The organism is Pseudomonas sp. N-137 (assembly GCF_034555295.1).
Classification (GTDB): Bacteria; Pseudomonadota; Gammaproteobacteria; order Pseudomonadales; family Pseudomonadaceae; genus Aquipseudomonas; species Aquipseudomonas rhizophila.
This window is the reverse complement of the sequence record NZ_JAXUDQ010000032.1, coordinates 88,503-107,564: the sequence shown is the minus strand read 5'-3', so window position 1 is coordinate 107,564 and position 19,062 is coordinate 88,503. Positions and strand designations below refer to the sequence as shown.

The 19,062-nt window shown below is 60.5% G+C and carries 19 protein-coding genes; 15 read left to right on the top strand and 4 right to left on the bottom strand.

The window, feature by feature from the left end:
* The first annotated feature begins 316 nt into the window (after positions 1–316).
* The 7 genes from T3A99_RS27000 (at position 317) to T3A99_RS26970 (ending at position 7,649) form a co-directional block, all read left to right on the top strand.
* Positions 317–1,558 (top strand): SfnB family sulfur acquisition oxidoreductase, encoded by a 1,242-nt coding sequence (locus T3A99_RS27000; protein WP_274090797.1) that lies wholly within the window; start codon positions 317–319, stop codon positions 1,556–1,558.
* A 23-nt stretch (positions 1,559–1,581) separates the two neighbouring features.
* Positions 1,582–2,775, top strand: coding sequence for an SfnB family sulfur acquisition oxidoreductase (locus T3A99_RS26995; RefSeq protein WP_274090798.1), 1,194 nt, complete (start codon positions 1,582–1,584; stop codon positions 2,773–2,775).
* Entirely contained in the window at positions 2,775–4,133 is a 1,359-nt protein-coding gene (locus tag T3A99_RS26990) for an LLM class flavin-dependent oxidoreductase (protein WP_274090799.1), read from the top strand. Before T3A99_RS26995 ends, T3A99_RS26990 begins: the two co-directional genes overlap by 1 nt.
* Before the next feature lie 146 nt (positions 4,134–4,279).
* Positions 4,280–5,089 (top strand): MetQ/NlpA family ABC transporter substrate-binding protein, encoded by an 810-nt coding sequence (locus tag T3A99_RS26985; RefSeq protein WP_274090800.1) that lies wholly within the window; start codon positions 4,280–4,282, stop codon positions 5,087–5,089.
* Positions 5,090–5,091: 2 nt separating this feature from the next.
* Entirely contained in the window at positions 5,092–6,216 is a 1,125-nt protein-coding gene (locus T3A99_RS26980; RefSeq protein WP_274090801.1) for a methionine ABC transporter ATP-binding protein, read from the top strand.
* Complete coding sequence (locus tag T3A99_RS26975) at positions 6,206–6,850, top strand: methionine ABC transporter permease (protein ID WP_173406423.1); 645 nt, start codon at positions 6,206–6,208, stop codon at positions 6,848–6,850. Before T3A99_RS26980 ends, T3A99_RS26975 begins: the two co-directional genes overlap by 11 nt.
* Positions 6,851–7,019: 169 nt before the next feature.
* Positions 7,020–7,649, top strand: coding sequence for a class I SAM-dependent methyltransferase (locus T3A99_RS26970; protein WP_047226825.1), 630 nt, complete (start codon positions 7,020–7,022; stop codon positions 7,647–7,649).
* Positions 7,650–7,814: 165 nt separating this feature from the next.
* Here the strand turns inward: T3A99_RS26970 and T3A99_RS26965 are convergent, their stop codons facing one another.
* On the bottom strand, positions 7,815–8,381 hold the full coding sequence (locus T3A99_RS26965; protein WP_047226824.1) for a transporter substrate-binding domain-containing protein: 567 nt from the start codon (positions 8,379–8,381) through the stop codon (positions 7,815–7,817).
* 133 nt (positions 8,382–8,514) lie between these two features.
* Here T3A99_RS26965 and T3A99_RS26960 point away from each other — a divergent pair, with 133 nt between their 5' ends.
* Positions 8,515–8,940: a DUF4399 domain-containing protein gene (locus T3A99_RS26960; protein ID WP_047226960.1), complete on the top strand. Its 426-nt coding sequence runs from the start codon at positions 8,515–8,517 to the stop codon at positions 8,938–8,940.
* 110 nt (positions 8,941–9,050) lie between these two features.
* Here T3A99_RS26960 and serA read toward each other — a convergent pair whose 3' ends face one another.
* Complete coding sequence (gene serA, locus T3A99_RS26955; protein WP_047226823.1) at positions 9,051–10,280, bottom strand: phosphoglycerate dehydrogenase; 1,230 nt, start codon at positions 10,278–10,280, stop codon at positions 9,051–9,053.
* 205 nt (positions 10,281–10,485) lie between these two features.
* Here serA and T3A99_RS26950 point away from each other — a divergent pair, with 205 nt between their 5' ends.
* The 4 genes from T3A99_RS26950 (at position 10,486) to T3A99_RS26935 (ending at position 14,717) form a co-directional block, all read left to right on the top strand.
* Positions 10,486–11,880 carry an FAD-binding oxidoreductase gene (locus T3A99_RS26950; RefSeq protein ID WP_322834974.1) on the top strand — a complete coding sequence of 465 codons (1,395 nt, stop codon included), beginning with the start codon at positions 10,486–10,488 and terminating at the stop codon, positions 11,878–11,880.
* Between the two features lie 41 nt (positions 11,881–11,921).
* Positions 11,922–12,587 (top strand): fumarylacetoacetate hydrolase family protein, encoded by a 666-nt coding sequence (locus T3A99_RS26945; RefSeq protein WP_047226821.1) that lies wholly within the window; start codon positions 11,922–11,924, stop codon positions 12,585–12,587.
* 164 nt (positions 12,588–12,751) lie between these two features.
* Entirely contained in the window at positions 12,752–13,684 is a 933-nt protein-coding gene (locus T3A99_RS26940) for an SdiA-regulated domain-containing protein (RefSeq protein ID WP_322834973.1), read from the top strand.
* Positions 13,685–13,802: 118 nt separating this feature from the next.
* Positions 13,803–14,717 carry an SdiA-regulated domain-containing protein gene (locus T3A99_RS26935; RefSeq protein WP_288911601.1) on the top strand — a complete coding sequence of 305 codons (915 nt, stop codon included), beginning with the start codon at positions 13,803–13,805 and terminating at the stop codon, positions 14,715–14,717.
* A 144-nt stretch (positions 14,718–14,861) separates the two neighbouring features.
* Here the strand turns inward: T3A99_RS26935 and rpiA are convergent, their stop codons facing one another.
* A complete protein-coding gene (rpiA, locus tag T3A99_RS26930) occupies positions 14,862–15,536 on the bottom strand; it encodes a ribose-5-phosphate isomerase RpiA (RefSeq protein WP_047226818.1) in 675 nt (224 codons plus the stop codon).
* Positions 15,537–15,673: 137 nt separating this feature from the next.
* Here rpiA and ilvA point away from each other — a divergent pair, with 137 nt between their 5' ends.
* Both ilvA and T3A99_RS26920 read left to right on the top strand, forming a co-directional pair.
* Positions 15,674–17,188, top strand: coding sequence for a threonine ammonia-lyase, biosynthetic (gene ilvA, locus T3A99_RS26925; RefSeq protein ID WP_047226817.1), 1,515 nt, complete (start codon positions 15,674–15,676; stop codon positions 17,186–17,188).
* Positions 17,189–17,230: 42 nt separating this feature from the next.
* A complete protein-coding gene (locus T3A99_RS26920) occupies positions 17,231–17,659 on the top strand; it encodes a DUF2269 family protein (RefSeq protein WP_322834972.1) in 429 nt (142 codons plus the stop codon).
* Between the two features lie 103 nt (positions 17,660–17,762).
* Here T3A99_RS26920 and T3A99_RS26915 read toward each other — a convergent pair whose 3' ends face one another.
* Positions 17,763–18,419 (bottom strand): HAD family hydrolase, encoded by a 657-nt coding sequence (locus tag T3A99_RS26915; protein ID WP_322834971.1) that lies wholly within the window; start codon positions 18,417–18,419, stop codon positions 17,763–17,765.
* Positions 18,420–18,562: 143 nt separating this feature from the next.
* Here T3A99_RS26915 and T3A99_RS26910 point away from each other — a divergent pair, with 143 nt between their 5' ends.
* Positions 18,563–19,042, top strand: a complete 480-nt coding sequence (locus tag T3A99_RS26910) for an RNA pyrophosphohydrolase (protein ID WP_003186867.1) — start codon at positions 18,563–18,565, stop codon at positions 19,040–19,042.
* Positions 19,043–19,062 lie beyond the last annotated feature (20 nt).

The following is a 19,062-nucleotide window of genomic DNA, read 5'->3' as shown; positions in this document are numbered from 1 at the left end:
AGCAGCCCCCACTATGCAATCGCGGTGCAGCAGGTTGCTGTGTTGACTGCTTTGGGGCTGCTGCGCAGCCCAACGGGGATAAATCCCCTCGCCACAACATCGCTCGGCACAAAGCCCTCTATTGTTATTCCTAAAAGTTAGTTCAAAAATAAATTACACGCGTTTAGGGTATATAAACCGGACCACCGGACATTCTTGATTTTCGCTCGCCGCATTCATCGCGGCGTTTCTTGAGATGTGAGGTGGGTATGGAACGGAACACAATCACCCCAGCGCAGTATGCCAGGGCACTGCCTGCAGCCACGGAGTGGCTGTAATGTCGGATTTGGCGCAAGCAAAGATCCAGAGCGACCTGGACATCGCACCGCAGCTGTTGCCCGCACAGGTGTTGCGCAACGATGCCGAGGCCATCCAAGCCGCCCATGAACTGGCGCAGGTCGCCCGTCAGCAGGCCGCGCGTCGTGACCAGCAACGCAAGCTACCCTGGGCAGAAATCGAGCAATTCACCCGTAGCGGACTGGGCAGCATCGCCATTCCCCGGGCATACGGCGGCCCGCAGGTTTCTTTCGTCACGCTGGCCGAGGTGTTCGCGATCATTTCCGCCGCTGACCCGGCCCTCGGGCAGATCCCGCAAAACCAATTCGGCGTACTCCAACTGATTCTCGGCACCGGCACCGAACGGCAGAAAAAAATCCTGCTGCAGAGCGTCCTCGAAGGCTGGCGCATCGGCAACGCAGGGCCGGAACGTGGCACTCGCAATACCCTTGAACTCAAGGCCCGGATCACCGCTGACGGTGACGGGTTTGTCATCAATGGTCAGAAGTTCTATTCCACCGGCGCGCTGTTTGCCCACTGGGTCGCGGTCAAGGCGCTGAATGACGAGGGTCGGCAGGTGCTGGCGTTCGTGCGGCGCGGCACCCCGGGCCTGCGGATCGTCGACGACTGGTCAGGGTTCGGCCAGCGCACCACGGCCAGCGGCACCGTGTTGCTGAACAATGTGCAAGCGGATGCCGACTTGGTGCTGGAGAACTGGCGCATCAACGAAACGCCCGGCGTGCAAGGCGCGATTTCCCAACTGATCCAGGCCGCCATCGATGCAGGCATCGCCCGTGGCGCCATCGACGATGCCATCGCCTTCGTCCGAGAACGAGCCCGGCCCTGGATCGATGCCAAGGTCGACCGGGCCAGTGACGACCTCTATGTGATCGCCGACATCGGCAAGCTGAAAATCGAACTGCACGCCGCCGAAGCGTTGTTGCGCAAGGCCGGACAAGTGCTGGACCAGGTCAGCGCCGCGCCCATCACCGCGCAATCGGCTGCCCGCGCCTCGATTGCCGTGGCCGAGGCCAAGGTGCTCACCACCGAGATCGCCCTGCAAGCCAGCGAAAAACTGTTCGAACTGGCCGGCAGCCGCGCCACCCTCGCCGAATTCAATCTCGACCGCCACTGGCGCAACGCACGGGTCCATACCCTGCACGACCCGGTGCGCTGGAAGTATCACGCGGTAGGCGCCTACCACCTGAACGGCACCTTGCCGGCCCGGCATTCCTGGATCTGACGACCCGACCTCTGGAGCAGTACATGACGTTTTCTCAACACGTCGCGGTGATCACCAGCGATGAACAAGCCCTGATCGTGGCCAGCGACCTGGCCGATGACTTCAAGCGCGACAGCGCCCTGCGCGACCGTGAGCGCCGCTTGCCGTACCCGGAACTGGAGGCCTTCTCCCGCTCTGGCCTGTGGGGCATCAGCGTGCCCAAGGCCTATGGCGGCGCCGGTGTGTCCAACGTCACCCTGGCCAAAGTCATCGCGCTGATTGCTCAGGCCGACGGCTCGCTGGGGCAGATTCCGCAAAATCATTTCTACGCCCTGGAAGTGCTACGGGTAAACGGCAGCCAAGCGCAAAAACAACGCCTGTATGCCGAAGTCCTGGCCGGACAACGTTTTGGCAATGCATTGGCGGAGCTCGGCACCAAGACCGCCCACGACCGCATCACGCAACTGCGCCGCGACGGTGAGGGCTACCGCATCAGCGGTCGCAAGTTCTACGCCACGGGGGCGATCTACGCCCAGCGCATCCCCACGTCGGTGGTGGATGAAAACGGCGTGCAACAACTGGCATTCGTCCCGCGCAACAGCCGAGGCCTGACGGTGATCGACGACTGGAGCGGTTTCGGCCAGCGCACCACCGGCAGTGGATCGGTGGTGTTCGAGGACGTTTATGTCACCGCCGAAGACGTCGTGCCCTTCCAGAGCGCCTTCGAACGCCCAACGCCGGTGGGGCCGCTGGCGCAGATTCTTCACGCCGCCATCGACACCGGCATCGCTCGCGCCGCCTATGAGGACGCCTTGCATTTTGTCCGTAGCAAAACCCGGCCCTGGATCGACGCCACCAGCGACGTCGCCACCGAAGACCCGCACACCCTCAAGAGTTTCGGCCAACTGAGCATCCGCCTGCACGCCGCCGAAGCTCTGCTGGAACGTGCCGGTGAATTTCTCGACCGGGCCCAGGCCGACACCCAGGCCGACACGGTCGCCGCCGCCTCGATTGCCGTAGCCGAAGCCCGCGCCATCAGCACCGAGATTTCCCTGGCCGCCGGCAGCACCCTGTTCGAATTGGCCGGCAGCCAGGCGACCCTGGCCGAACATGGTCTCGACCGCCACTGGCGCAACGCCCGGGTGCACACCCTGCATGACCCGGTGCGCTGGAAATACCACGCGGTGGGCAACTTCTACCTCAACGGTGAAAAACCGCCGCTGCGGGGGACTATCTGATGGCGGCCGACAGGAAAAAGATCCTGCTCAACGCGTTCAACATGAACTGCATCGGGCACATCAACCATGGTTTGTGGGCTCATCCCCAGGACACCTCGACCCAGTACAACACGATTGAATACTGGACCGCCCTGGCGCAACTGCTCGAGCGCGGATTGTTCGACGGGCTGTTCATCGCCGACATCGTCGGGGTCTACGACGTGTACCAACAGTCGGTGGACGTCACGCTCAAGGAGTCGATCCAACTGCCGGTCAACGACCCGTTGCTGCTGGTCTCGGCGATGGCCGCCGTGACGAAAAACCTCGGCTTCGGGCTCACCGCCAACCTGACCTACGAACCGCCCTACCTGTTTGCCCGACGCATGAGCACCCTCGACCATCTGAGTCGCGGCCGGGTCGGCTGGAACATCGTCACCGGCTATCTGGACAGCGCCGCCAAAGCCATGGGGCTTACCGCGCAGGTCGAGCATGACCGCCGCTACGACCAGGCCGATGAATACCTGCAAGTGCTCTACAAATTGTGGGAAGGCAGTTGGGAAAACGACGCGGTGCTCAACGACCGCGAGCAGCGGATCTATGCCCGGCCGGAGAAAGTGCACAAGGTTCGGCACCAGGGCGAGTTCTACCAGGTCGAGGGCTATCACCTCTGCGAACCCTCGCCCCAGCGCACGCCGGTGCTGTTCCAGGCCGGTAGTTCCGAGCGCGGCCTGCTGTTTGCCGGGCGGCATGCCGAGTGCGTGTTCATCAGCGGCCAGAACAAACCCGCGACCAAGGCCCAGGTGGACAAGGTTCGCGCCAGCGCCGCCCGAGCCGGACGAAACCCCGGGGACATCAAAGTGTTCATGGGCCTTAACGTGATCGTCGGCGAGACCGAAGCGGCCGCCTGGGCCAAGCATGCCGAGTACCTGAGCTACGCCAGCGCCGAAGCCGGGGTGGCGCATTTTTCCGCCTCGACAGGAATCGATTTTTCCGCGTACGAACTGGACGAACCGATCCAGTACGTGAAGAGCAACGCCATCCAGTCTGCTACCAAGATCCTGCAGAACAACGACTGGACCCGGCGCAAATTGCTGGACCAACACGCCCTGGGCGGTCGCTACATCACCCTGGTCGGCTCGCCCGAACAGGTGGCCGATGAACTGGAGGCGTGGATCGCCGAAACCGGCCTCGACGGCTTCAACCTGACCCGCATCGTCACGCCGCAAAGCTACGTGGACTTCATCGACCTGGTGATCCCCGAGTTGCAGCGACGCGGTTCGTACAAGACCGAATACGACAACGGCACCCTGCGCGAAAAGCTGTTTCACGCAGAGGCCCATTTGCCCGAACGACACACCGGTTCGACCTACCGACACTGACCCTGTGGGAGCAAAGCTTGCTCGCGATGCAGACACCTCGGTTTTTGAGAGACCGCATCAACTTCATCGCGGGCAAGCCTTGCTTCCACAGAGCTCTGTTCGCCACAAAAAATATGCACCGCCCATTAATGACTGGAATATCCGACATGACCAAGCAACTCCTGACCTTGCCAGTCAAAGCACTGGCCCTGGCCCTCGGCCTGTTCAGCTCGACGCTGTTTGCCGCCGACGCACCGTTGAAGATCGGCACCACAGCCGCATTTGCCATTCCCCTGGAAGCCGCCGTAGAAGAAGCCGGCAAGCAAGGCTTGAAGGTCGAGTTGGTGGAGTTCAGCGACTGGATCGCGCCCAACGTCAGCCTGGCCTCCGGTGATATCGACGTGAATTACTTCCAGCACATTCCGTTCCTGGAAAATGCCAAGGCCGCCGCTGGGTTCGACCTGGTGCCCTTTGCGCCGGGGATCATCAACAACGTCGGGCTCTATTCGAAAAAATACAAAAGCTTCGACGAGCTGCCCGAAGGCGCGAGCGTCGCCATTGCCAACGACCCGATCAACAGCGGTCGCGGCCTGCAACTGCTGGCCAAAGCCGGGCTGATCAGCCTCAAGCCGGGAGTGGGTTACAAGGCCACCGAAGACGATATCGTCGCCAACCCGAAAAAAATAAAAATCCTGCAAGTCGAAGCCGTGCAACTGGTGCGTGCCTATGACGACGCCGACTTGGTACAGGGCTATCCCGCCTACATCCGCTTGGCGAAGACCTTCGACGCCACGTCTGCCTTGCTGTTCGACGGCCTCGATCACAAGGAGTACGTCATCCAGTTCGTGATCCAACCCAAGAGCAAAACCGACCCAAGGCTGATCAAATTCGTCGACATCTATCAGCACTCACCTGTCGTGCGCGCGGCCCTGGACAAGGCCCATGGCAAGCTCTACCAGGCCGGATGGGAAGGCTGACCATGAACGCCGTCAATGCTCGACTCAGACACGAAGCTCCCACGCCCCAAAGCGCCGACCAGACCGAGCTGCATCCGGAGTTGAACCGCGCCCTTGTGCGCTTCATCGGCCTGGGCAAGACCTACAACGGTGCCCAGGGTCCGGTGGCCGCGCTGCAAGGGATCGACCTGGCGATCCAGCGCGGCGAGGTGTTCGGCATCATCGGCCGCAGCGGCGCCGGCAAGTCGTCGCTGATCCGCACCATCAACCGCCTCGAACAACCCACCAGCGGCAGGGTGTTGATCGATCAGATAGACATCGGCGAGTTCGATGAGGACCGCCTGGTGGAACTGCGCCGGCGCATCGGCATGATCTTCCAGCACTTCAACCTGATGTCGGCCAAGACCGTCTGGCAGAACGTTGAGCTGCCGCTGAAAGTCGCCGGCGTGCCCAAGGAACAGCGCCAGCGCAAAGTCCGCGAGCTGCTGGAGCTGGTCGGCCTGCAAGGCAAGCACAAGGCCTATCCGGCGCAACTTTCGGGCGGTCAGAAGCAGCGGGTGGGGATTGCCCGGGCACTGGTCCATGACCCGCAGATCCTGTTGTGCGATGAAGCCACATCGGCCCTTGACCCGGAGACCACCCAATCGATCCTCGGTTTGCTACGCGAGATCAATCAGCGACTGGGCCTGACCATCGTGTTGATCACCCACGAGATGGCGGTGATCCGTGAAGTCTGCGACCGGGTGGTGGTGCTCGAGCAAGGACGCATGGTCGAGCAGGGCCCAGTCTGGGAAGTATTCGGCAACCCGCAACACGAGGTCAGTCGGACGCTGCTGGCGCCGTTGCAACACGCCATACCGCAAGAGCTGCAAAGTCGCTTGCAGGGGCAGCCGGCATCGGCGGATGCGGCTACCGTGCTGCGCCTGCAATTCAGCGGCATAGATCGAGAAGAACCGGATCTCGCCGCCTTGTTCAGTGCCCTCGGTGGACGGGTGCGGCTGCTACACGGCGGCATCGAGCGCATTCAGGGCCACGGGCTGGGGCAATTGCTGCTGGCCGTGAGCGGTTCGTCATGGGGCGCCGAGGAATTGCGTCAACGGGCGGGCAATTGGGCACAACGGGTAGAGGTGCTGGGTTATGTGGTTTGACCGGTTGTTGCAGGGTTTTATCGACACGTTCCTGATGGTTGGCGTGTCATCGTTGATTGCGTTGCTGGCGGGCATACCGCTGGCGGTGATCCTGGTCACGAGCGGCAAGGGTGGAATTTATGAAGCGCCAGCCTTGAACCGGGCCCTGGGCGCGTTCGTGAACCTATTCCGCTCGATACCGTTCCTGATTCTGATGGTGGCGTTGATCCCGTTCACCCGGCTGATCGTCGGCACCACCTATGGCGTGTGGGCCGCGGTTGTACCGCTGACCATCGCCGCCACACCGTTCTTTGCCCGTATCGCCGAAGTCAGCCTGCGCGAGGTCGACCATGGCCTGATCGAAGCGGCCCAGGCCATGGGTTGCCGACGCTGGCACATTGTCTGGCATGTGCTGCTGCCCGAAGCCCTGCCGGGCATCGTTGGCGGTTTTACCATCACCTTGGTGACCATGATCAACTCCTCGGCCATGGCCGGAGCGATCGGCGCCGGCGGCCTGGGCGACATCGCCTACCGCTACGGCTACCAACGTTTCGACAGCCAGATCATGCTCACGGTGATCGTGTTGCTGGTGGCATTGGTCGCCGTGATCCAATTGGGTGGTGACCGCCTGGCGCGCGTCTTGAATAAACGCTGACCTATGGGAGCAGTTGACCTGTGGGAGCAAAGCTTGCTCGCGATAGCAGTATTCCATCCAACATGGATACCAACTGGACGACTGCAGTCGCGAGCAAGCTTTGCTCCCACAGGCAGATCAGCGGGCTTGCGGTATAGTCGGCTGACACTCCTCACCCAAACCCACACCCATGAAACACACCACCGACGACCTGCACGCCATCACCGCCACGACCCTGGGCCATTACAACGCCGTGGCAGAGAGCTTTCGCGACGGCACCCGCGACCACGATGTCAGCCAGAACATCGACGCCCTGCTGCGCCATATCCAGGGCCAGGCACCGCTGCACATCCTGGATTTCGGCTGCGGCCCGGGGCGCGACCTGCGCACATTCACGGCCATGGGCCATGTCGCGGTCGGCCTCGACGGTTCAGAGGAATTTGCCCGGATGGCGCGCCAGGACAGCGGTTGTGAGGTGTGGCAGCAGGACTTCCTGGAACTCGACCTGCCGGTCGAACGCTTTGACGGGATTTTCGCCAACGCGGTGCTGTTTCATGTCCCCGTCCAGGAACTGCCACGGGTGCTCAAGCAATTGCACGCCACCCTCAAGCCCGGCGGCGTGCTGTTCAGTTCCAACCCCCGGGGCGAAAACCAGGAAGGCTGGAACGGCCAGCGCTTCGGCGCCTACCACGACCTTGCGGCCTGGCGCACCTTGCTCACAGAAGCGGGCTTTGTAGAGCTTGAGCATTACTACCGACCGGCTGGGCTGCCGCGAGAGCAGCAGCCTTGGTTGGCGAGTGTCTGGCGTAGACCTGCTTAGGATTTGAGGGCGCCATCGCGAGCAAGCTCGCTCCCACACGGGTCAACTGCGAACATAAATGGCGAACCATCAATGATCCAAATGTGGGAGCGAGCCTGCTCGCGATGACGGCGGATCAGCAACATTGATGCGACTGACACACCGCCGTCGCCCACCGCCCCATTGTTACTCCTGCTTGACCAACCACTTCTGCGACAACTGCTCAAGCCGCCCGTCGTCCTTGATACGCGCCAAAGCGTTGTCCAGGCTGGCCTTGAACGCCGGATTGCCCTTCTGGAACGGAATCACCAGGCTCGGGGGCGGGCCGCTCTTTTCTTCCGGCTGGAACGACTGTGCCATGACCATCGGGCGTTGCGAGTCGTCCTTGCGCGCCAACAGTTGCGCATCCGGTTGGCTATAAGCGGTGCTTGTGTCGAAACGTTCGGCCAGTTCCGGGGTCATTGCTATGTGGTTGATGGCGACATCGTATTTGCCGCTTTCCACACCGGCCAGCAGATCGCTGGCATCGGTGACCACAAAGTCGGCGCGAACATCGAGCTCGCCGGCCAGCATCTGACCCAGTTCCACTTCGAAGCCGGTGAGCTTGCCGTCTTCCTTGAAGTTGAAAGGGCTGGTGTTGGCTTCCAGAGCGATGCGCAATTCGCCACGGTCGTTGATGTCGTCGATCAGTTCGGCATGGGCCAGAGGGCTCAAGAGGGGTAGCAGGCAGATCAGCCCAGGCAGAAAACGCATGGTCACTCCTTTGTATTGTTACAAGCGACGCTCGTTTCAGGTTCGCTTTGCTATGGTTGTTGCAGGCTTCGACAACGAATGGTCATGAAGTTGTCATGACCACGCGGATTTCATGGAAAAACTGGAGAAAAAAATGAAAAGCTTTATGTCACGTGCCGCCTTGGCCGGCCTGTTGCTGGGAGCTTCGATGCTGGCATCCGCCGCAACCCCTGCTCCCAAGGGTGCAGAGGTATTCATCGTTTCCCCGGAAGACGGTGCCACCGTTGGCCAGGAGTTCAAGGTCAAGTTCGGCGTCAAGAACATCGCGCTGGCCCCGGCGGGTGATGAAACCAAAAATACCGGGCACCATCATTTGCTGATTGATGTCGACAAACTGCCTGCCGCGGGCGCGCCGATTCCCACCGATGCCAACCACATGCATTTCGGCAAGGCGCAAACCGAGGCTACGATCAAACTGGCACCGGGCAAGCACACCTTGCAGCTGATACTGGGCGACAGCGGCCATATGCCGTTCGATCCGACGATCGTGTCCGAGAAGATCACGGTAAACGTGAAATAAACCGGCACAGGTCGACACAACACAAAACCCTCCCACAGGTTATGTGTTCGACAGAAAAAAACGGGAGCCCCCTGCGAGGCTCCCGTTTTTTTGTTGCACGCCAGGTCTGCTTAGAACAACACCCGGCTACGAATAGTGCCGTTGATGTGCTGCAGTTTCTCTTGCGCCAGATCGGAGTATTCGGCATCGACGTCGATCACGACGTAGCCGACTTTCTCGTTGGTCTGCAGGAACTGACCGGAAATGTTGATGCCGTTTTCGGCGAAGACCTTGTTGATCTCGCTCATCACACCCGGGATGTTCTCGTGGATGTGCAACAGGCGGTGCTTGCCAGGGTGAGCCGGCAGGGCCACTTCCGGGAAGTTCACGGACGATACCGAAGTACCGTTGTCGCTGTACTTGACCAGCTTTTCCGCCACTTCCAGGCCGATGTTGGCCTGGGCTTCGGCAGTAGAACCGCCGATGTGCGGGGTCAGGATCACGTTGTCCAGGCCGCGCAGCGGGCTTTCGAAGATATCGTCATTGGAGCGCGGCTCCACCGGGAATACGTCGATGGCGGCGCCGATCAGGTGTTTGTCCTTGATCGCTTCGGCCAGGGCGTCGAGCTTGACCACGGTGCCACGAGCGGCGTTGATCAGGATCCCGCCTTTCTTGATGGCACGGATTTCCTTCTCGCCGATCATCCACTGGGTGGCGGCGGTTTCCGGAACGTGCAGCGTCACGATGTCGGACATGCCCAACAGCTCGTGCAGGTCGTTGACCTGGGTGGCATTGCCCAGCGGCAACTTGGTCACGGTGTCGTAGAAAAACACCTGCATGCCAAGGCCTTCAGCCAGCACCGACAACTGCGTGCCGATCGAGCCGTAACCGACGATACCCAGCTTCTTGCCACGGATTTCGAAGGAGTTGGCCGCGCTCTTGATCCAGCCGCCACGGTGGCAGGAAGCGTTCTTCTCGGGAATGCCGCGCAGCAGCAGGATCGCTTCGGCCAGCACCAGTTCAGCAACGGAACGGGTGTTGGAGTATGGCGCGTTGAACACCGCGATACCGCGCTCGCGCGCCGCATTGAGGTCCACCTGATTGGTGCCGATGCAGAAGCAGCCGACCGCCACCAGTTTCTTGGCGTGGTCGAAGATCTCTTCGGTCAATTGGGTACGGGAGCGAATACCGATGAAGTGAGCATCGGCGATCTTTTCCTTGAGCTGGGCTTCCGGCAGAGAACTGGTGATGTACTCGATGCTGGTGTAGCCCGCCGACTTGAGGACGTCGACAGCCGATTGGTGGACGCCTTCGAGAAGAAGGAACTTGATCTTGCTCTTATCGAGAGAAGTCTTGCTCATCTGCGTAAACCTGTGTCCCGGAGAAAAATGGCAGGGAATCGGACAGCGCATGCTGGTCCGACCGGCATGACAGCCGTCGCCGCAGAACAGCCAATGGGCACTACGCTGCGGGGTCGGTATGCTAGCATACGCACCCCGCTAAACACTCATTCCTGCGACGTGAAGCGTTCTCAGGATGACCATGAATTGTTCGAGAGTTCTGTCGATGACCAATCCTGCCGTGATAGATGAGCTGAAGACCCTGGTTGAGCCTGGCAAAGTCTTGACCGATGCCGACTCCCTGAGCGCTTATGGCAAGGATTGGACCAAGCACTTCGCCCCGGCGCCGAGCGCCATCGTCTTCCCCAAGACCACCGAACAGGTTCAGGCCATTGTGCGCTGGGCCAATGAGCACAAGGTCGCGCTGGTGCCATCGGGCGGGCGTACCGGGCTTTCCGCCGCGGCCGTAGCGGCCAACGGCGAAGTGGTCGTGTCATTCGACTACATGAACCAGATTCTCGACGTGAACCTCACCGATCGCACAGCCGTCTGCCAGCCAGGTGTGGTCACTGAACAACTGCAGAACAAGGCTGAAGAGCACGGTCTGTACTACCCGGTGGACTTCGCCTCGGCCGGTTCCAGTCAGATTGGCGGCAACATCGGCACGAATGCCGGCGGAATCAAGGTCATTCGTTACGGCATGACCCGCAACTGGGTAGCCGGCATGAAAGTCGTCACCGGTAAAGGTGACCTGCTGGAACTGAACAAGGACCTGATCAAGAACGCCACTGGCTACGATCTGCGGCAGTTGTTCATCGGCGCCGAAGGCACCCTCGGGTTCGTGGTCGAAGCCACCATGCGCCTGGACCGGGCTCCGAAGAACCTCACCGCCATGGTCCTGGGCACCGCCGATTTTGATTCGATCATGCCCGTACTGCATGCCTTCCAGGGCAAGCTGGACCTGACGGCGTTCGAATTCTTCTCCGACAAGGCCCTGGCCAAGGTCCTGGATCGGGGCGACGTACCGGCGCCATTCGAAACCGAGTGCCCCTTCTACGCCCTGCTGGAGTTCGAAGCCACCACCGAAGAAGTCGCCAACCACGCCCTGGAAACGTTCGAACACTGTGTCGAACAAGGCTGGGTGCTCGATGGGGTGATGAGCCAAAGCGAAACCCAACTGCAAAACCTGTGGAAGTTGCGCGAGTACATCTCGGAAACCATCTCCCACTGGACACCGTACAAGAACGACATCTCGGTCACCGTCTCGAAAGTCCCGGGCTTCTTGCGCGACATCGACACTATCGTCGGCCAACATTACCCGGATTTCGAGATCGTCTGGTTTGGCCACATCGGCGACGGCAACTTGCACTTGAACATCCTCAAGCCAGAGAACCTGAGCAAGGACGAATTCTTCGCCAAGTGCGCGACCGTGAACAAATGGGTCTTTGAAACCGTCGAGAAATACAACGGCTCGATCTCCGCCGAACACGGCGTAGGCATGACCAAACGCGATTACCTGACCTACAGTCGCTCGCCGGTAGAAATTGAATACATGAAGGCCGTCAAGGCAGTGTTCGACCCGAACGGCATCATGAACCCGGGCAAGATTTTCGCGGTTTAATGCAAAAAATACCTGATGAATCCCAGAAGCAGGAGTCGGTAATGAGCTATCAGCACCAGTATGTCGACGGTACCCGTATTCATTTCCCGGTGGGAAAAATCGTGTGCATTGGCCGCAACTACGCCGAACACGCCAAGGAACTGGATAACCCGGTACCTACCGAACCCCTGCTGTTCATCAAGCCCGGCAGCTGCGCGGTGCCGCTGGAAGGCGGTTTCAGCATCCCCGCCGACCGTGGTGCGGTGCACTACGAAGCTGAAATTGCCGTGCTGATCGGCAAGCCACTGTCGACCCGGCCCAGTGCCGAGGAAGTGCTGGATGCCATCTCCGGCTTCGCCCCGGCCCTGGATCTGACCCTGCGGGACAAGCAAGCCGAGCTCAAGGCCAAGGGCTTGCCCTGGGAAGTCGCCAAATCCTTCGACGGTGCGGCGGTGCTGGCACCTTTCGTGTCCAGCGGCACCTTTGCCGACCTGACCGACATCCCGGTTCGCCTGACCATCAACGGTGAAGTGCGCCAGGACGGCAACAGCAGCCTGATGCTCAACCCCATCGTGCCGATGATCCAATACATGGCTGGCTGCTTCTCATTGCAGGCCGGCGACGTGATCCTCACTGGCACTCCAGCGGGCGTGGGACCGTTGAACGTCGGGGATGAACTGGTACTGGAATTGCCAGGCGCGAGCCGTTTCGAAAGCAGCGTTCGCTAACCGCAAGGCACCGTCCCGCGTGGGCGCGAGCCGGCTCGTGCCCACATGGATGGACGGCTCTCGCCATTTACCATTTTTTTCACATGCCATCCGGATAATTCCAGGGAATACGGCGTCTGAGCCATTCATTTTCCTAACCCGAATACCTGGAACGCATCCCCCTGATGGCCACTCCTCTAGCTCGGCCCTCCTCCAGCCCCGTCCGCCGCGCTCGCTTCTCGCTGCTCTGGTCCGCCTGGTCGCTGTTAGCAGCCGGGGCCTTTTACTGGCTGGCGTATGCCATGCACTGGGATGACCGGGGCCTGCTGTGGGCATCGGAACGTCTCGAGAGCCCCGCCCAGCGCCAGGAAAGCATCTGGCTGCCGGACTACCACGCGGTGATTGATGCCAAGGTCCTGCCAGGAATGGAAGAGGATGAAGCGTCCGACCTGACCTATAACCCACAGACCAAAACCCTGTTCGCGATCATGGGTAAGCATCCGTTTCTGGTGGAACTCACCCTGCAGGGTGACGTGCTGCGCAAAATGCCGTTGGTGGGCTGGAGCAATCCTGAAGGCGTGGCCTACATGGAGAATGGCCTGATGGCTATTACCGATGAACGAAAACACACGCTGTCGATCATCCAGGTCGATGCCGATACTCGCGAACTGAACAGCACGGATTTCCCCCACTACGATCTCGGCCCGTCCAAGAACCAGAACAAGGGCTTCGAAGGCGTCGCCTGGGATCCACGCAACCAGCAATTGGCCTTGGGTGAAGAGCGTCCGCCAGCGTTGTTCACCTGGAAAAGCGACGGCAGCCAACTGCTCAAGGGCGACAAACAGATCCATGCCAGCGACGAGCTGGACCTGCGCAACCTGTCGGCGCTGGCGATCGATCCTCGCACGGGGCACTCGCTGCTGCTGTCGGCCGACTCCCATCTGTTGCTGGAGCTGGACGATGCAGGGGAACAGGTCAGCTTCATGACCTTGCTGGGCGGTTTCAACGGCATCAAAGATACGATCCCCCGCGCAGAAGGCGTAGCCCTCGATGAGTCCGGCAACCTGTACATGGTCAGCGAGCCGAACCTGTTCTATCGTTTCGAAAAACAACGCTGATAGCGCAACTCTGTAAGGTAATTCATCCTTCGCCGTAGGGTGTGGCATCCGGCCATTAAGCTTCAGTTCAGGCAGCCGTGGTATTTCCAACCACCTGTTCTCATCCGAGCCCACCCACATGCGTCGACTTGCCCGCCCGAAGCCCTTGATCCTGCTGCTGATAATGATCGTATTGATCGCTTTGATCGCAGCAGCTCAATACCTGCGCCTGTTCGAGCGCGCCTGGTTCAACCTCAACGCCCTCTGGCAGCCCCCCAGCGAACAGGCCATTGCCCTGGACCACTATCGGGTGACGGTCGAGGCGCGGGTGATTGAAGGCCTGGACAATGACGTTTCGGCGCTGACATACGATCCGATCCGCAAGAGCCTCTTTACCGTTACCAACAAGAATGCCGAACTGATCGAGCTGTCATTGGACGGCAAGATTCTTAGGCGCATCGCCCTGATTGGCTTCGGCGACCCGGAGGCGGTGGAGTTCATCAGCGAGGACATTTACGTCATCACCGACGAGCGTCAGCAGCGGCTGATCAAGATTCACTTGGACGACGATACCCAATTCCTCGACGCCGCCGACGCAGAGCAAATGACGCTTGGCCTGCACCTGAACGGTAACAAAGGGTTTGAAGGGTTGGCCTACGACTCAGTGGGCAAACGGTTGTTCGTGGCCAAGGAGCGCGATCCGATGCTGATTTATGAAGTGCGGGGCTTTCCCCATCACAAACCGGACAAATCCTACGCTGTCCATGTAATCAACAACCCCAAGCGCGATGCCGGACTGTTCGTACGCGATCTTTCTAGCCTGCAATACGACGAGCGCAGCGGCCATTTACTGGCGCTGTCCGATGAGTCGCGATTGATTATCGAGCTGGACATCGACGGCCGCCCGTTGAGCACGCTGTCGTTGAGCAAGGGCCGTCAAGGGCTGCAAAAAACCGTCCCTCAGGCCGAGGGCGTTGCCATGGACGATGATGGCAACTTGTATGTGGTGAGCGAACCGAACCTGTTCTACGTCTTCAAGAAACCGCAGCCTTGATCCCCAAAAAACCTGATGTGGGAGCGAGCCTGCTCGCGATGGCGGTGCGTCAGCCAACATGGATGTGTCGGGTAGACAGCTATCGCGAGCAGGCTCGCTCCCACAGGGGCTGAATCACTGAAAAGAGCAGGTTATCTGGCCGGCTTACTCAGCCCGCAGGGTCTTCACCCCTTCAGGCGTCCCCAGCAACAACACATCCGCCGGGCGAGCCGCGAACAAGCCATTGGTGACCACACCGACGATGGCGTTGATCTGGCTTTCCAGTTCCACCGGGTTGGTGATCTGCAGGTTATGGACATCCAGGATGATGTTGCCGTTATCGGTCAGCACGCCTTCGCGGTACACCGGGTCACCGCCCAGTTTCACCAGTTGGCGGGCCACATGGCTGCGGGCCATCGGAATGACTTCCACCGGCAGCGGGAACGCGCCGAGGACTGGCACCAGTTTGCTGGCGTCGGCGATGCAGATGAAGGTCTTGGCCACGGCCGCGACAATCTTCTCGCGGGTCAGGGCTGCGCCGCCGCCCTTGATCAGGTTCAGGTGCGCGTCGCTTTCATCGGCGCCGTCGATATAGAACTCCAGGTCGCTCACGGTATTGAGCTCATAGACCGGAATCCCGTGGCCCTTCAAGCGCGCGGCGGTGGCTTCGGAGCTGGCGACCGCGCCGTCGAACGCACCTTTGTGCTGCGCCAGTGCGTCGATGAAGCAATTGGCCGTCGAGCCGGTGCCGACCCCAACGATGCTCTTGTCATCCAGTTTCGGGAGGATGAGGTCGACAGCGGCCTGGGCCACGGCCTGTTTGAGTTGATCCTGGGTCATGCGGGCTCCGAAAGCGGACGGGGAGTAAAGAGGGACGCGAGTATAACCCAACAAAACCTTGGGATTCGTGTGGTCGCCCAGCCAAAAGCCGGGTTAGACTCCTTGGCCCTGCCCAACCCGCTCAGTGATGCTTTCCGATGCTTGAACAGTACGTCAAAAAGATCCTCACCTCGCGCGTTTACGACGTTGCCGTGGAAACCCCATTGCAGACTGCCCGCCAGCTCTCCGAGCGGCTGGGCAACAACATCTGGCTCAAGCGCGAAGACTTGCAGCCGGTGTTCTCGTTCAAGATTCGCGGCGCCTACAACAAGCTGACCCAGCTCAGCGACGAAGAGCGCGCACGCGGCGTGGTCACGGCTTCGGCGGGCAACCACGCCCAGGGCCTGGCCCTGGCGGCCAAGGTGCTGGGCGTCAAAGCCACCATCGTGATGCCCAAGACCACTCCGGAAATCAAAGTCGAAGGCGTACGTTCCCGAGGCGGCAAAGTGGTGTTGCACGGTGATTCGTTCCCCGAAGCCCTGGCCTATTCGCTGAAACTGGTCGACGAAAAGGGCTACGTCTACATTCACCCCTATGACGATCCCCACACCATTGCCGGGCAGGGCACGGTGGCGATGGAGATCCTGCGCCAACATCCGGGGCGTCTGGATGCGATTTTCGTCCCGGTGGGCGGCGGCGGGCTGATTGCCGGGATCGCGGCCTATGTGAAATACCTGCGGCCTGACATCAAGGTGATCGGCGTCGAGCCGGACGATTCCAATTGCCTGCAAGCCGCCCTGGCCGCTGGCGAGCGAGTGGTGCTGCCGACCGTGGGGCTCTTTGCCGACGGCGTTGCCGTGGCGCAGATCGGCCAGCACACGTTCGACATCTGCAAGCACTACGTGGATGAAGTCATCACCGTCAGTACCGACGAGATCTGTGCGGCCATCAAGGATATCTACGACGATACCCGCTCGATCACCGAACCTGCCGGCGCCTTGGGCGTGGCCGGGATCAAGAAATATGTCGAATCGCGCGGCGTCAGCGGGCAGACCCTGGTGGCCATCGACTCCGGCGCCAACGTCAATTTCGACCGTCTGCGTCACGTGGCCGAGCGTGCCGAGCTGGGCGAAGGCCGCGAGGCGATCATCGCAGTGACCATTCCCGAGAAGCCAGGCAGCTTCAAGGCCTTCTGCGAAGCCGTCGGCAAGCGCCAGATCACCGAATTCAACTATCGCTACAACACGGGCAGCGAAGCGCACATCTTCGTGGGCGTGCAGACGCACCCGGAAAACGACCCGCGCAGCGCGCTGATCGCCAGCCTGACCGAGCAAGGCTTCCCGGTGGTGGACCTGACCGACAACGAACTGGCCAAACTGCACATTCGCCACATGGTGGGCGGGCATGCGGCCCACGTCATCGACGAGGTCGTGCTGCGCTTCGAATTCCCGGAACGTCCGGGGGCGCTGTTCAACTTCCTCAACAAGCTGGGCGGACGCTGGAACATCTCGATGTTCCACTACCGCAACCATGGTGCGGCGGATGGTCGTGTGGTTGCGGGACTGCAGGTACCGCACGATGAACGTCATCTGGTACCGGCAGCCCTGGAAGAAATCGGCTATCCGTACTGGGATGAAAGCGATAACCCGGCGTATCAGCTGTTCCTGGGCTAAAGCAGAGCTAGACTGCCCGGCAAGACTCAAGGAAATCCAACGATGGAAACGTTAACCGCGCTGAAGATCGCTCATGTCGTCGCCACAGTATTGCTCTTGGCGGGTGCCCTGGGGCTGGCCATCTGGGTCTGGAGGACGCGCCGCAACGGCGATGCCACGGCGGCCGCGCGCACATTGCAACGCCCGCGGGTGTTTGTCTGGCTGGTGATGGTCCTGGCGCTGGTGAGCCTGCCGTTCACGGGGTGGTGGATGGTGCATCAGATCGGCTGGCCACTGGGGCAGACCTGGTTGCTGACTTCCAGTGTGCTCTACACCGTGGCGGCGCTGGCGGGGTTCTGGCTGTTGGTACGGTTGAACAAACTGCGCAAGCTGCCGGCGGCGGGCGCTGGGAAGTTTACGTTTGCCTTGGCGCTGTTCAGTTTTGTCTGCTTTATCGCCATTGCGGGGTTGATGGGGGCCAAGCCGGTTTAAGGCTTGGGCCGCGGCGCTTTCATCGCGAGCAAGCTCGCTCCCACAGGGAATTTGTGTGGATCACGCAACCTCTGTGGGAGCGAGCTTGCTCGCGATGACGATTTCAGCCACGCAACGAAATCACCGGCCAACCCCGCCTCTGGGCTTCGGCCCTGAGGTTCGGGTCCGGATCCACGGCCACCGGATGGGTCACCACTTCCAGCAGCGACAGGTCATTCATCGAGTCGCTATAAAAGTAACTGCCGTCCAGCGAATACCCGGTCTCCTCCAGCCAACGATTGAGCCGCATCACCTTGCCCTCACGAAAACACGGAATGTCGGTACTGCGCCCGCTGTAGCGCCCGTCGATCATTTCGCACTCGGTGGCGATCAGGGTTTCGACTCCCAGGCGCTCGGCGATCGGTCCGGTGACGAAGCGATTGGTGGCGGTGATGATCACCAGCTTGTCGCCGGCCTCACGGTGTTTACTCAACAGCTCGATCGCCTGGGGCAACACAATCGGTTCGATGCAGTCGCGCATGTAGTCCAGATGCCACTGTGCCAGCACCTCCATCTCCGTGCGGCCAAGGATTTCCAGGCAAAAATTCAGGTACTCGGCGTTGTCGAGCTTGCCGGCCAGGTAATCCTGATAGAACTCGTCATTGCGCGCCTTGTACGTAACGGCGTCGAGGAAACCGCGCTCACACAGGTAATCGCCCCAGGCGTGGTCACTGTCGCCGCCCAGCAAGGTGTTGTCCAAGTCGAATAAAGCCAGCCGCATTGCAGTTACTCGCTGAAGAATCTGAAGAAAGACGTCCAGAATACGGACTTTTCACAAGAGTGCACATAAGGTAGGAAGGCTCGTTGCTGCTTTCACAACCTTTGTGGAACAATGCGGCGACATGCGTTTGCGAGGTTGTTGCCGTGATCGATCCCGATGGTTTCCGACCCAATGTGGGGATCATTCTTACGAATGATGCAGGGCAGGTGCTATGGGCTCGCCGTATCAATCAAGACGCCTGGCAGTTTCCCCAGGGTGGGATCAACCCTCAGGAGACGCCCGAAGAGGCCTTGTACCGCGAGTTGAACGAAGAAGTGGGGCTTGAGCGAGAAGATGTCGAAATACTCGCCTGCACCCGGGGCTGGTTGCGCTATCGTTTGCCGCAACGCCTGGTCAGAACGCATAGCCAACCGCTGTGCATCGGCCAGAAGCAGAAATGGTTTCTCCTGCGCCTGATCTCCAACGAGCAGCGGGTGCGGATGGATTTGACCGGTAAACCGGAGTTCGATGGCTGGCGCTGGGTCAGCTATTGGTATCCGTTGGGCCAGGTGGTGACATTCAAGCGCGAGGTATACCGACGCGCCCTCAAAGAGCTTGCCCCGCGCCTGCTGACGCGCGACTGACGACGGAGTTCGACCCCGAG

Coding starts and splice junctions, on each gene's coding strand:
- T3A99_RS26915 (WP_322834971.1), bottom strand. CDS start 18,419: ATGCGGCTGGCTTTATTCGACTTGGACAACACCTTGCTGGGCGGCGAC.
- T3A99_RS26995 (WP_274090798.1), top strand. CDS start 1,582: ATGACGTTTTCTCAACACGTCGCGGTGATCACCAGCGATGAACAAGCC.
- T3A99_RS26940 (WP_322834973.1), top strand. CDS start 12,752: ATGGCCACTCCTCTAGCTCGGCCCTCCTCCAGCCCCGTCCGCCGCGCT.
- T3A99_RS26975 (WP_173406423.1), top strand. CDS start 6,206: ATGTGGTTTGACCGGTTGTTGCAGGGTTTTATCGACACGTTCCTGATG.
- T3A99_RS26960 (WP_047226960.1), top strand. CDS start 8,515: ATGAAAAGCTTTATGTCACGTGCCGCCTTGGCCGGCCTGTTGCTGGGA.
- T3A99_RS26970 (WP_047226825.1), top strand. CDS start 7,020: ATGAAACACACCACCGACGACCTGCACGCCATCACCGCCACGACCCTG.
- T3A99_RS27000 (WP_274090797.1), top strand. CDS start 317: ATGTCGGATTTGGCGCAAGCAAAGATCCAGAGCGACCTGGACATCGCA.
- T3A99_RS26985 (WP_274090800.1), top strand. CDS start 4,280: ATGACCAAGCAACTCCTGACCTTGCCAGTCAAAGCACTGGCCCTGGCC.
- rpiA (WP_047226818.1), bottom strand. CDS start 15,536: ATGACCCAGGATCAACTCAAACAGGCCGTGGCCCAGGCCGCTGTCGAC.
- T3A99_RS26945 (WP_047226821.1), top strand. CDS start 11,922: ATGAGCTATCAGCACCAGTATGTCGACGGTACCCGTATTCATTTCCCG.
- T3A99_RS26965 (WP_047226824.1), bottom strand. CDS start 8,381: ATGCGTTTTCTGCCTGGGCTGATCTGCCTGCTACCCCTCTTGAGCCCT.
- T3A99_RS26935 (WP_288911601.1), top strand. CDS start 13,803: ATGCGTCGACTTGCCCGCCCGAAGCCCTTGATCCTGCTGCTGATAATG.
- T3A99_RS26990 (WP_274090799.1), top strand. CDS start 2,775: ATGGCGGCCGACAGGAAAAAGATCCTGCTCAACGCGTTCAACATGAAC.
- serA (WP_047226823.1), bottom strand. CDS start 10,280: ATGAGCAAGACTTCTCTCGATAAGAGCAAGATCAAGTTCCTTCTTCTC.
- T3A99_RS26980 (WP_274090801.1), top strand. CDS start 5,092: ATGAACGCCGTCAATGCTCGACTCAGACACGAAGCTCCCACGCCCCAA.
- ilvA (WP_047226817.1), top strand. CDS start 15,674: ATGCTTGAACAGTACGTCAAAAAGATCCTCACCTCGCGCGTTTACGAC.
- T3A99_RS26920 (WP_322834972.1), top strand. CDS start 17,231: ATGGAAACGTTAACCGCGCTGAAGATCGCTCATGTCGTCGCCACAGTA.
- T3A99_RS26950 (WP_322834974.1), top strand. CDS start 10,486: ATGACCAATCCTGCCGTGATAGATGAGCTGAAGACCCTGGTTGAGCCT.